Origin of the sequence: Demequina sediminis (genome assembly GCF_030296675.1) — a bacterium.
Lineage (GTDB): Bacteria > Actinomycetota > Actinomycetes > Actinomycetales > Demequinaceae > Demequina > Demequina sediminis.
In genome coordinates, this window is the sequence record NZ_AP027736.1 from 1,624,135 (window position 1) to 1,636,894 (window position 12,760).

The 12,760-nt window shown below is 73.4% G+C and carries 8 protein-coding genes and 1 pseudogene; all 9 read right to left on the minus strand.

From position 1 onward, the window contains the following. Positions 1-3: 3 nt before the first annotated feature. Positions 4-1,164 (minus strand): hypothetical protein, encoded by a 1,161-nt coding sequence (locus tag QUE44_RS08280; protein WP_286214060.1) that lies wholly within the window; start codon positions 1,162-1,164, stop codon positions 4-6. Beyond that, complete coding sequence (locus QUE44_RS08285) at positions 1,119-4,124, minus strand: hypothetical protein (protein WP_286214061.1); 3,006 nt, start codon at positions 4,122-4,124, stop codon at positions 1,119-1,121. Before QUE44_RS08285 ends, QUE44_RS08280 begins: the two co-directional genes overlap by 46 nt. A 220-nt stretch (positions 4,125-4,344) precedes the next feature. Then, entirely contained in the window at positions 4,345-5,697 is a 1,353-nt protein-coding gene (locus tag QUE44_RS08290; protein ID WP_286214062.1) for an MFS transporter, read from the minus strand. Positions 5,698-5,826: 129 nt separating this feature from the next. Then, positions 5,827-6,699, minus strand: a complete 873-nt coding sequence (locus tag QUE44_RS08295) for an NAD(P)/FAD-dependent oxidoreductase (RefSeq protein WP_286216728.1) — start codon at positions 6,697-6,699, stop codon at positions 5,827-5,829. A gap of 48 nt (positions 6,700-6,747) precedes the next feature. Further along, positions 6,748-7,596 (minus strand): annotated as a pseudogene (locus QUE44_RS08300) (NADH:flavin oxidoreductase); the annotation flags it as partial. Between the two features lie 15 nt (positions 7,597-7,611). Next, positions 7,612-7,752, minus strand: coding sequence for a hypothetical protein (locus tag QUE44_RS08305; protein ID WP_286214063.1), 141 nt, complete (start codon positions 7,750-7,752; stop codon positions 7,612-7,614). A gap of 332 nt (positions 7,753-8,084) precedes the next feature. Beyond that, positions 8,085-9,359 carry an ROK family protein gene (locus QUE44_RS08310; RefSeq protein WP_286214064.1) on the minus strand — a complete coding sequence of 425 codons (1,275 nt, stop codon included), beginning with the start codon at positions 9,357-9,359 and terminating at the stop codon, positions 8,085-8,087. 26 nt (positions 9,360-9,385) lie between these two features. After that, complete coding sequence (locus tag QUE44_RS08315; protein WP_286214065.1) at positions 9,386-10,549, minus strand: cytochrome P450; 1,164 nt, start codon at positions 10,547-10,549, stop codon at positions 9,386-9,388. A gap of 23 nt (positions 10,550-10,572) precedes the next feature. Continuing rightward, positions 10,573-12,699 carry a heavy metal translocating P-type ATPase gene (locus tag QUE44_RS08320; protein WP_286214066.1) on the minus strand — a complete coding sequence of 709 codons (2,127 nt, stop codon included), beginning with the start codon at positions 12,697-12,699 and terminating at the stop codon, positions 10,573-10,575. Positions 12,700-12,760: the final 61 nt, after the last annotated feature.

Consider the following 12,760-nt stretch of genomic DNA (forward strand, 5'->3'; position numbering starts at 1 on the left):
CGCTCACCAGTGCGGCGGGCGCTCCCGCTTGATCTCGTCGTCACGGCTCGATCCGCCGTGTCCACCTCCCCAGCCCTCGTCGAGGTCCTCGCGCGAGCGCGTAGGGATCAGCGGGCGGCCCGTGCCCTGCCCGGCGGGTCGCAGCGGCGGGGGTGAGGGAAGGGACGATGCCTGGGTCGCCTCCGGTTCCGTCGCGGCGGGCGCGGCGTGCTCGGTCTCGAGTTCCAATTCCTCCTGCACGTCCTCCATGTCCTGCTCCTTCTCCTGGGTCGCCGACCGCTCCCGGGTCTCGACCTTGTCCGCAAGGATCTGCTCCGCGAGCAAGACCGAGATCCCCAGGGTGACGTCGGGGGCCTCGGCGGTAGCCGCGGGTGCGGCCGCGGGCTCGTCCGTGGCGACCCCGGCATCGTCCGCCCGCAGCGCGGGAATCGCGCCGGTGACGTCCGAGACGGCGTCCAGGTCGAACACCTCCTGAGCCGGCACCCTGACCGCGGAGGTCTCGACGCCCAGGTCGAGGCTGGGCTGCTCCCACACGAGGGGCTCGTGATATCCCTCGACCGCGTCGATGATCGACGCCACGGCGACCTCGGGATCCATGAAGACGTCGAGCGTCCACAGGGACACGACGCTCCAGCCGAGTGCCTCGAGGCCCGCGTACTGGTGGCGCATGCGGTCGCGCACACTCGCGGTGCCCACGCGCGCCGCCTCGTCGGTCACGACCGCGACCTTGTAGCCGCGATCGTGGCGACCGCCCACGACCAGCGGGATCGCGTCGGCTCCCGACCCGTAGCGCACGTGGACGGCGTAGCCGGCGGCGCGCAGCCGCGCCGCGACGTCGGCAAGCAGCCAGTCCCCCGGCGCGGGCTCGGGGCGCTCCGGCGGCACGGGCGCCGCGCGCTCCGCGAGTAGCAGCTCGCGCAGGCCCTCGACGCCGTCGGCGTCGCCACCCTCCGCGATCGCCGCCAGCTGGTCCTCGTCGAGGGCGCTGACCACGGTGAGGCGTTCGTGGCTGGCCACGATCCCCTGCGCGAGGGCGTGGGCTCCGCCCTCCTCGGACAGCACCCCGAGCCGCGCGGGCAGCGTGCCACGCGTATCGCACGCGTAGCCCAGCGTGAGGATCACCTCGTCGGCGTCGATTCCGGCGGCGTTGCCGAGAGTGACCACGGCGACCGACTCCGCGAGCCGTGCCCCCGCTCGTCGAGAGCGTCGCGCAGCCGCGCCGCGTGGAGCTCGTTGCCCGCGACGATCACGAGGTCGCGCCGCGGCATCGCGTGGACCACGCGGTCGGCGTGGTCGAGCACCGCGGTGACCTCGGCGCGCGTGGACTCGACGGTGCGCTCCCCCGCCACCGGGGTCCCCGTCGCCTCGACCCGGATCACGCGCAGCGCATCGGGCTCACCCGCCGAGGGCAGCGAGCTGAGCGAGCGACCGTACGCGAGAGCGCCGAGCACCCCCGTGACGCGCGGGTCGCGCGGCTGCGGAAGAGCGTGCAGCGGCACGCGCGGGAGGAGGTGGGCGAACACGGCCACGGCGCTGCGGGTCGCGGACTCGGCGTCGCCGATCACCACCACCTGGCGCGCGCGGGCGAGCGTCGGAACCGTCTCGGCGAGCGCCAGCGACTCGGACGCGAAGACCACGGCGAGGTCGACGCAGCGCGAGGGTGGGGCGAGCCGCGACACCTGCTCGGCCGTCGCGACCGTGATGGGGCGCAGCGCGCTCACGAGCGGCTGGAAGTCTCTCCACAGGTCACGGTACGGGGCGTCAGCTCCCTCGACGAGCGTCGCGAACAGGTCCCGCGCGAAGTCGGGGTGGCGTGCGACGGCGATCCGCCTGCGCTCGGCGGCGGCGCGCATGAGCGGCCCCACGCGCGCGGCACCGAACTCGTGATCGCGGCGCAGGAAGCGCTCGACCACGCGACCCAGCGCGCCTTCCTCGGTGAGCCGGGGCTCCGCCGACACGATCGCGTCGAAGGCCGAGGCCCACCACGCGAACTCAAGGTCGCGTCGCACCTGCTCGGGCGACGCGTCGCGCGCGCGCAGCTCCGCGAGTAGCGTGCCCAGCCCTGCGGACTCGAGATCGCGCTCGACGGGCACCTCCTCGGCGGCCTCGAGCGTGCCTGGCACGCCCTCCGCCAGGCGCTCGAGCACCTCGCGCACGCGGTCCCACGGCTGATCGAGGAGGTCCTCCTCGCCCGCGACGCGCGTCACGGGCTCGGCGATCCTGCCCCACAGGCGGAGCACGCTGTCGATGCGGTCCGCGTACAGGTCGAAGTCGTTGGGCACCACGGGCCAGCCGCCGGCCGAGCAGTGCGCGCGCCAGCGCAGCGCCTGCGCGTGCGCCGCCACCAGGTGCTCGTGGAGGGAGTCCTTCGAGCGCCCAGGCCGCAGCAACTCGACCGCGCGGCGCCGGAGCGCGCGGCGGTCGCGGCGAGCAAGCTCACCCGCCTGCGGCGAGCCAGGAGGCGCTGTCGCGGCGACGAGGTCGTGCAGCGAGCGGTGAAACACCGCGGGCGAGAAGATCTCGAGGGTCTCGCGCAGATCCGTGAACAGCCCGACCTGGTCGGCCCACGCGGCGATCGTGGGGGGCTCATCCATGCCGGTCTCGTGCGCGGCGGCCTGCGCCTCGGCGCGCATCTTAGGAAGGTGGCGCACCACGAGCGTCGCGAGCGCCTCGTCGAGGCGAGCGCCCTCCGCGGGATCGTCCGTGACCTCGGACCACCAGGGGACGAGCGTCACCTCGGGCTCGGCGACGCGCGGCGCGGCCTCCTCCTCCGCCGGCGCGGCGGGGCGCAGCCGCTCGACCATCGCATGCGCGACGGACGCGAACCCATGCTCGGCGACCAGCGCGGCGGCCTCGCCGCCCAGCCGCTGCTGAGTCGCCGGCGCGGGCGACGTGGAGATGAGCCTCACGACGGCCTGGACGGCCTCGTAGGCGCTCACGTCCCAGGGACGATGCGAGCGGTGGAGCGCGTCGAAGCGCGCCTGCAGCTCGTGGCGGGCCGCCAGCAGGTCCTCCCCGCCGCGGCGGAGCGAGTCGTCGTCGACCTCGTCGACGCCCATCGTCATCGACGTGAGCAGGCGTCGCCTCGCGACCTCGTTCCACGACGCGACTGCGCCGGACACGTACGCGTCGGACACCCCCACCTTGTCGAGGCGCTTCGCGAGCGCGCGCACGGACTGCTCCGTGCCTCCCACGGCCATGACCGCACGACCCGACGCGGCGGCATCGGCCACGATCGCGGCGACCGTGCCCAGCGGATCCGCGCCCGGAGGCGCCTGCAGGAAGACCGAGCGCCCGGTCGCGATGAGGTCGAGCGCCGCGAACTCGATGTCGTCGAGGTCGCCCACGCCGCGTTCGGCGAACGGATCGCGGTCGCCCAGCGGGAAAGCGGGCAACGGCTGCGCGAGGAGGGCCTGCGCGTCACGATCGCCCGCGGTCGCGGCGAGGATGTCGGAGGCCCCGATCACGGCGTCCATCTCGTCGAGGTCGTCGAGGAGGCGCTGCTCGGGGTCGTCGAACGCGCCCACGAAGAGCCTGTCGACCACCTCGATGTCGGGGAATGCCGTGTCCAGCTCGCGGACGCGCTGCCACAGGGGCCGCGGATCGAACTCGACGCCGGGTCCCGCCTGCGGGGCGAGGCCCGCGAGACCCTCGCCGACGCCGCGCGCGCGGGCCTCGGTGAGGAACACCGGGTTGACCGCGACCTCGTCGAGCATCGTCAGCAGGACGTCGCCCTGGCGGGCGGGTTCGAAGTGCACGGGCCGCATGAGCAGCGGGAGCTCGCGGCGGCGGTCGTGCTCGGTCCACGACACGGTGCCGATCACCATGGCCGCGGTCCACACCCCCGTCGCGGCCTTGACGCGGTCGGCGCCCTCGCGGATCATGCGGATCCGGTGCAGCGCCTGCGCGTAGTGCTCGGGATCGCGCAGCAGCGAGGCGAGCGAGGCGGGCCGTCCCGCGAAGAGCGGAGCGAGGCCACCGGGGTGGGAGCCGCGCAGGTCGACAGTGGTCGCCTCGCTCAGGGCGAGGTCGCGCAGCGGAGAGACGCTCGCGAGCTGCTGCAGCTGCTCTCTCCACTCCTGAAGGGCCTCCGCCACGAGGGCGCGCCCGATGTAGTCGACCACTGTCCTACGGTAACGGTTCGGTCACGGCGCCCCTCCACACCACGCCGCCCGCGACCGCCGCATCGTCCCCCATCGGAAGCCCTCGCGGAGCCTGCCCGGACAAAGAGACAGTGCGCGCCGACTTGTGCAGCCGACACGCACTGTTGGCCTGATTGTGGGCCGCACCCCGCCCCCGCGTCAAACCGGCCGAGAGACCGGATGTGAACGCCACCATGGGAGGTCAGCGACGCCGGCGCAGCACCTCGCGCAGCGGGGGCACGTGAATGCCGTCGCGGGCCATGTCGGCGCGCGCGAGGCGGCGGTTGCGCAGCACTCCCGCGAGCCCCAGCGCCCACGGAATCGCGAGCGTCGCGAACGCGATCCGGTACTGGTCGAGCGTGTACGTGTCCGCGCCGGGAGGCGACACCAGCTGGAGCGTCACGCCGACGAGCAGGATCGACACGATGGTCGCGACAAATCCACCGATGTTCACGAATCCGGTCGCGGTTCCCAGCCGCTCCTCGGGGCTGAACGTTCGGGCGTAGTCCATCGCGATGAGCGACACGGGCCCGCCCGCCCCGATCACGGCCATGAAGAGGCACAGCTGCCACAGCGGGCGCGGCGTCGACGGGCCCAGCAGGGCGAGCCATGCGAGAGCGGTCGCGACGGCGGACGCGAGCACGAGCCAGCTGCGGCGCAACGGATGCCGGGCGGTGTAGATGCCCGCGAGGGGACCCGCCGCCATCTTGGCGAGCGTCACGACCGTGAGCAGCAGGCTCGCCTCCGCGGCGGACCGGCCCTGCGCCGTCACGAAGAACGGCACGCCCCACAGCAGCGCCATGGTGTTCGCGGAGAACAGCGACAGGAAGTGCGTCCAGAAGCCCAGCCGCGTGCCAGCGGGCCGGGTGGCCGCGCGGATCGCGGGCAGCAGCGGCTCGACCTGGCGAGGGGACGATGCCGTGGCGGAGGGCGCGCGCGCCGGCACGCCCGCCGCGGCGAGGGCCGCGAGTCCCAACGTCACCGCGGCGAGGGTCGCGAAGGCCACGGTCCAGCCCTGTTCGCGCAGCAGCCAGGCGACGGGCACCGCGGTGGCGAGCTGACCCGCCTGCCCCGCGAAGCCGGTCACCTGCACCAGCAGCGGGACGCGCCGCGCGGGGAACCACTGCGGGATGAGCCGACACGCGGAGATGAAGATGGGGGCGTCGCCCGCGCCGATCAGCACGCGCGCGAGGATCGCGAGGGGCAGGCTCGTCGTCACGGCAAGCAGTGCGGTGCCCGCCGCAATGAGCACCGCGCCGCCGATCATGACGCGGCGCGGCCCCCACCGATCGAGCAGTGCGCCCGCGGGGAGCTGCAGCGCCGCGTACGTCGCGATCTGCGCGACCGCGAGAATCGACAGCCACGTGGCCTCGATCCCGAATCGCTCGATCGCCTCGACGCCGGCGACACCCAGGGCCGTGCGGTTGACGACCGCGACGAAGTACAGCGCGATGCCTGCGAACAGCACGGCCCACGCGGCGCGGGCGCGCGCGCGATCAGGTGATGCGGCATCCGGGCGCGCGGCGGTCACGGTTCCTCCCTCGGTTGCGGTCACGCTACGGGCGTGGCGCGGCCTTCGCGCCGGACCTCGGACCCAGGGATGGCGTGCGGCAGGGCCGCACGACCACCGCGAGACGGGACGATGCGCGGGCGGGTGACCCGCGCATCGTCCCCCTGCGGTGGGCTACAGCGCGAACGCGGCCTCGAAGCCGGCGTTGATCGCGTCGCCCACCTTGGCGGGACGGACGCAGTCGCCGATAGCGACCACGCCCTCCCGGTCCGCGAGCGCCTCGACCAGGCGGGTGGCCGGCCGGACGCCGAATGCGGAGACCACCGTGTCGGCGGCGATGTGAACGGGCCCGTCGGGGCCGCCCACGGTCACGCCGGTGGGGTCCACCGCGGTCACGGTGTGGCCGGTCAGGAGGGTGATCCCGGCCTCCGCGAGGTCGCGCATGAGGGTGATGCGGTTGATCATCAGGAGGTCGGCGGCGATGCCGTCGGCCATCTCGACGATCGTGACGTCGTGGCCGTCCTGGGCAGCCTCGAGAGCGAAGTCGGCGCCCGACAGCCCGCCGCCGCACACGACGATCCGGTGGCCGAGTTCCGCGCCCAGGTGGGCGTCGATCACGTCCACCACGTGCTCGCCGTCGAGGCCAGGGATGGGCGGGGTGAGCGGGGTCGAGCCGGTCGCGAGGATCACCGCATCCGCGCCGTCGAGCTCGGGCGAGTCCGGGGCGATCTCGACGCCGGTGTGCACCGTCACGGGCAGGTCCCTCAGCTGGCGCTCCCACCAGAAGATCATCGAGCGCAGTTCCTTCTTGAACTCCGGGGTTGCGGCGGGCCACAGCACGCCTCCCAGCTGCTCGCCCTTCTCGTACACGTCAACCGTGTGCCCGCGCAGGGCGGCGACCCGCGCCGCCTCGAGGCCGGCCGGGCCGGCGCCCACGATCGCGACGCGCTTGCTCGCAGGCGCGGGGGTGAGGACGCGCTCGCGCTCGTAGCCGACCGCCGGGTTGACCGCGCATCCGAGGGGCTTGCCGACGAACGCGTTGCCCACGCACAGCTGGTTGCAGCGGATGCACGGGCGGATGTCCTCGCGGCGGCCCTCGGCGAGCTTGAGCGCCCACTCGGGATCCGCGATGAGGGCGCGGCCGATTCCGGCGAACTCCATCTCGCCCGCGGCGATCGCCGCCTCGGCGCGCTCGGGGGTGAGGTTGCCGCAGCCGAGCACGGGGATGGACAGCACCTCCTTCATGGCCGCCGCGGCGCCCATCATGCAGTTGTCGCCCAGGTAGTAGGGCGGGAAGACATAGTCCATGGCCTCGTACGAGCCCTCGTCCGCCATCATGAGGTCGAGGCCGGCCGACTCGAGCACGCGCGCGATCTGCTTCGAGTCCTCGGGCGTGCGCCCGCCCTCGTAGCGGTGGTCAACGCTGAGCCGGAAGCTCACGGGCAGGCCCGGCGCCCCCTCCTTGACGGCGGCGATGATCTCCGTCGCGAAACGGCAGCGGTTCTCGACGGAGCCGCCGTACTGGTCCTCGCGGCGGTTCCACTGGGGGGACATGAACTGGTCGATCAGGTAGCCGGTGTGGCCGTGGATGTCGATCGCGTCGATGCCAGCGGCCTTGCAGCGGGCCGCGGCCTCCCTGAAGCGCTGCACGATCACGGCGATCTCGTCCACCTCGAGCGCGCGGCACACGACTCCAGGAACGAGCCAGTGGGGGTTGTCGGACGCGGAGATCGGCGGACGCGCGGGGTCGACGTTGTTGATGTTGCGCCCCAGTCCCGCGGTGAGCTGGACCGAGATCGCGCCGCCGTGCGCGTGCACGGCCTCGGCGAGCTTGGTGAGTCCAGGAATCGCGGCGTCGGAGTCGACGCGGCCGAGCCCCTCGTTGATGACCTCGTAGTCGTCGGTCACGGCATTGATGCCCGTCACGACCAGCCCCGCGCCACCCTTGGCGCGCTCGGCTTAGTAGGCGATCTCGCGGTCCGTGAGGTGGCCGTCGTGGTCACCCATCGCGGTGCCCATCGGGACCATGATGACGCGGTTGCGCAGCTCAAGGTCGCCGATTCGACCGGGCTGCAGGACGTGGGAAAAGGCGGTCGACATCGTTGGCTCCTTCGGATGGGGGACAGTCCATCCACTAATGAGCGTATGTCTATTAGATGGTGGCGCCGCGGGACGAAGGTCACCCTGCGCCCACTCGCGGCTCCGCCACACAAGCCCACTCGCGGCTCCGCCACACCGCGCCCACTCGCGGCTCCGCCACACCGCGCCCACTCGCGGCTCCGCCACACCGCGCCCACTCGCGGCTCCGCCACACAAGCCCCCCTGCATCGGCCCTCAACCGCCCTCTTGGGCGCGACACGCCGGCGACACGCCGAGGCCCGTGTGGCGGAGCCGCGAAATCGTGTGGCGGAGCCGCGCAGGTGAGGAGGCGGCTAGGAGGCCGGCGGCACCAGGGTCGGGTCGTCGAACAGCGGCAGCAGCCCGTGTCGCGCGGCACCCACGAGGCCCGCGCGCCTGCCGAGTCGGCCGGACTCGACGGCCACGGGCGCGAGCTTCTCGGTGCGCGGAGCGAGCTGCATCTGGATGCCGGGCTCGATCCAGCGCCTCATGCCCGCCAGGTATCCGCCCAGCACCAGCGTGGTGGGGTTGATGACGTCATAGACCGAGCGCATTCCCGCGCCCAGGATGTCGCCCGCGCGCAGCGCGACGTCGACCGCGCGCTTCTCCCCGCGGGTCAGTCGCGCGCGGAATTCATCCATGGCCGCCTGACGGCCCGCGAGCTGCGCGTGATCCACGAGCCGCGCCGACGTCAACAGCGCGTCCGGGCCGATGTACGCCGACAGGCAACCGTTCGCTCCGCAGTGGCACGGCCGCCCGCGCCAATCGACCGTGACGTGACCCAGTTCGCCGCCAAAACCGCGACCGCCGGTGAGAATGCGCCCGTCCGCGATCACGCCGCCGCCCACTCCTGCCGCGATGCTGGCCTCGACATAGAGCATGACGCCCGGACGCGGCAACGGCAGCGCGAAGTGCTCCGCGAGCGCGGCGGCGTTCGAGTCGTTGATCACCTCGAGCGGCAGCTCCGAGGGCACCCCTGCGGCGCGGATGAGCTCGACGAGCTCAAGGTGACCCCACCCGAACTCGACCGAGTCCGCGATCCGGTTCTCGTGGCTCACGGGCCCGGGGACCGTCACGACACACGCGAGGAGCAGCCCGCCGTGATCCGCGGCGATGCCCTCGGCGCGCGCCACGAGGCCGGCGACGGCGTGCGCGACATCGCCCGGTTGACCCCATGCGAGCGTCACGGAGCGCGAGGCAGAGTCGAGCAGCACCCCGGCACTCGAGTGCACCTCCGCGGTCACCCGGGTGCGTTCGATGCGGACCGCCAGCGCCAGGCATCGGTCGGGCACCTGCTCGACCATGACGCGCGGGCGCCCGCGGCCGCGCGCCTCGGCGCCGCCGCCGCGCACGTCGCGCACCAGCCGCCTGCCCGAGAGATCGGCCAGCAGATTGGTGACCGAGGCGGCCACCAGCCCGGTCGACTGCTCGATGTCCTTGCGCGTGAGGCTGCCGTGGTCACGCAGCATGCGCATGACGATGCCCAGATTGTGCGCACGCAGCGTGTGAGGATCGGCGGCGGCGGACGCGTCGAGGTGTGCGCCGACTCGGGCCGCGGCGCCGCGGCCGGACTCCGGCACGATTCCCATGGTGTGCAAGGGTACGCGCGCGCGGCTCACCTCAAGACGAGCGGCGCCTCCTCGAACCCGCCGAGCGGCGGCATGGAGCGGACGCGAGTCCGCTCGGAATCGACCGCGATCTCCGAGGTGCGTGCGAGCACCTCGCGCACCAGGACCCGTAGTTCGAGGGTCGCGAGGGGCCGTCCCGGACAGACGTGAGGGCCGATGCCGTAGACCAGATTGGCGTCGCGGTTCGCCTTGGGGGCGAAGGCGTCGGGATCGCCGAACGCCGCGGGGTCACGGTTGGCCGCGGTCCAGTTGACGATGACCACGTCTCCCGCGGCGATCTCGTGTCCGGCGAGCGACGTGTCGACGCTCGCGCGCCTCCTGTTCGCGAGGAACGGGTCATCGATGCGCAGGATCTCGTCGAGGATCGCGTCACCTTCGGCGTCGGAGACTCCCGACCGGAGGCGCGACTGAAGTGGTGGGTGGTCCGCGATGTACGTGAGGATCACTCCCGCGCAGAGCGCCATGGACCCGAGGTCGCCGCCGGTGAAGTTGCGCAGGATCGACGTGACCTCGGGATCCGTGAGTGGCTCACCCTCCACGCGCACGCGCAGCAACTCGGTGGTGACGTCGTCCGGGGCATCGGTGCCAGCAGCGCGGCGCTCCGCGGTGAGGCGCGTGATGATCGCATCGAAGCGCTCGGCCACGGCAGCCGTGCGCCTCGTGTCCCTGGACCGGGTCGCGGCGTGGTTGTCGGCCATCCACGCGAGGAGCTCCTCCTCGAGGTCGGCGGGCCAGCCCAGCCACGCGCACTGCGCGCGGACCGCGAAGCGCGCCCCCAAAGCGACCGCGTCGACGCGAGCGGGCAGCGCGATCTCAGCGACCAGCGCGCTCGCGACGCGCGCGATGCGCGGCTCGAGGTCACGCATGCGCGCCGCCTCGAAGAGCGGGTCGATGGCGCGCCGCACCGCGGCGTGGCGAGGGCCGTCGAGGCCGTTGGGCACCTGCAGGAAGCGCGACACCGCGTTCGAGTACAGGTCGGAGCGCGACGCGACCTCCACGGCGGCTGCGTGACCAAAGACCGTCCACCCGCCACCCACGCGCGGCGCGACCGGGCATCGTCCACGCGCCTCGTCATAGACGTCGCGCGGGTCCCTCCCCTCGGTGGCGAGATGCGGGTCCCACGGCTCGTGTTCGAGATGACGGTGCGGCATCTCGCCATCCTGCCACCGTGCCGTCACGCCGAGCCCACCGGCACCAGGCTGAACGCGCCCTCGTCCTCCTGGGCGTTGTGGAGCTTCAGCACGGCATACAGCCCGTACAGCATGCGCCGCAGCTCGACCACGTCCTCCGCGGTCGCGCCGCCGTCGACGGTGTCGAGGAGCCGTCTGACGCGCGCGACCTGGTGTTCGATCTCGGCATGCGTGCGGCTGAGCGCAGCGACGGCCTCCGTGGAACCGAGCGCGCGCGCGACCACGGGCACCAGCCGCTCCTCGTCCGCGCGTTCGTGCGGCAGCAGGTCGCTCTCGAGGGACGCGACCAACGCGCGGGCGTCGCCGAGATCGGGCCTCGCGCTCGTCAGGGCATCCGCCACGCTCGCGACGCTCTCGACGAGCGGCGCCAGGGAGTCGTGCTCGACGCGCAGCGAAGCGAGGGTCGCACGGTCCTCGGGAGACAGCACGATCGAATGCATGCGCGTGGGCACCACCGCGCGCAATGCGATCGCGATCGCGAGCAGGTCGATTGCCTCCTGGAGGGCGGCACCCGCGGTCGGCGACAGGTATCCCAGCGCCGCGGCGATCATCGCCACCAGCGACAGCCCCATGCCGACGGCGACGGCCTGCAGCGCGATTCGGCGTGAGCGACGCGCGATCAGCATCGCGTCGGCGAGCGCGTCGACACGATCGACGGTCAGCACCACATCCGCGGCCTCCGACGAGGCGGTGGATCCGCGGGCGGCGAGGGCGACGCCCACGTCGGCCGCCGCGAGCGCGGGGGCATCGTTGATGCCGTCCCCCACCATGACGGTCGAGCCGTGTGCCGCCTCTCGCTCAAGCGCGGCGAGCTTGTCCGCCGGCGTGCATTCGGCGAGCACCGCGTCGACCGCCACGATGCGTCCCACCATCGCCGCGACGTCGTCGCGGTCTCCCGTCGCGAGCACGATGCGCGAGACCCCCACGGCGCGCAGCGCACGCACCATGCGGGGCGCGTCGGGGCGAATGGGGTCGTGCAGGAGCAGCGCCGCCGCGACACGGCCGTCGAGTTCGACGAGCGCCGACATCGACCCGTCCAGGTCGGCCCGCCTGCGCACCTGGCGCGTCCACGCGTCGGGGCGCTCCCCCACGATCCACGACGGCCGACCCACGCGCACGCGCCGCCCGTCGACCGTGCCCGCGACGCCCTGGCCGTGAATCTCCTCGGCCGCCTCGGGCAGCTCGAGCGCGAGGCCGCGCGCACGCGCCGCCTCGACGATCGGACCCGCGAGCACGTGGGCGCTCACCTGCTCGAGCGAGGCCGCGAGGCGCAACGCCTCGTCGGCCGTCGCCTCACGCACGAGCACGTCGGTGAGCGTCGGGCGGCCCCGCGTGAGCGTTCCCGTCTTGTCGAAGACGACGACGCGCGCCCGCGCGAGTCGCTCGAGCGCGCCGCCACCCTTGATCACCACGCCCATCCGTGCCGCTCGCGACAGGCCGGACACGATCGCGATGGGGGCGGCGAGCAGCAGCGGGCACGGCGTCGCGACCACGAGCACCGCGACCGCCCGCACGGGATCGCCCGCGGCCCACCACGCGACACACGCGAGCACGAGCGTCAGCGGAACGAACGCGATTGCCCAGCGATCCGCGGCGCGCACGAACGGAGCGGAGGACGCCTGCGCCTGCTCCACGAGGCGCACCAGCGCCGCATAGGTCGACGTGGACGCCGTCGTGGTCGTGACGATCTCCACCGGCGCGCCGACATTGACCACTCCCGAGCGCACGTCGTCACCCGCGGGACGCGCGACGGGCATCGGCTCACCCGTGAGCGCGGCCTCGTCGAATGTCGAGGCGCTCACGACGCGCCCGTCGACGGGCACCACCTCGCCGGGGCGCACCAGCAGGCGTTCCCCGACCCCGACATCGTCCACCGACACGTCGACGATGCCGCCGGGCGTGACGCGTCGCGCGGTGCGCGGCGCGCGCGCGGTGAGCAGGCTCAGCTCGCGACGCGCGCGGGCGTCCGCGCGTGCCTCCAGGACCTGACCCGTGGCGAGCATGAGGGTGATGATCGCGCCAGCGAGGGGCTCGTCGACCCACAGCGCCCCCGCGAGCGCGAGCACGGCGATGACATCGACCGTGGGGCGGCGGTGGCGGGCGGCGTCCACGGTCGCCGCGAGAGCGAAGGCGAGCCCCAGCAGGGCTCCCGCGATCCACGCCGAGCGCGCC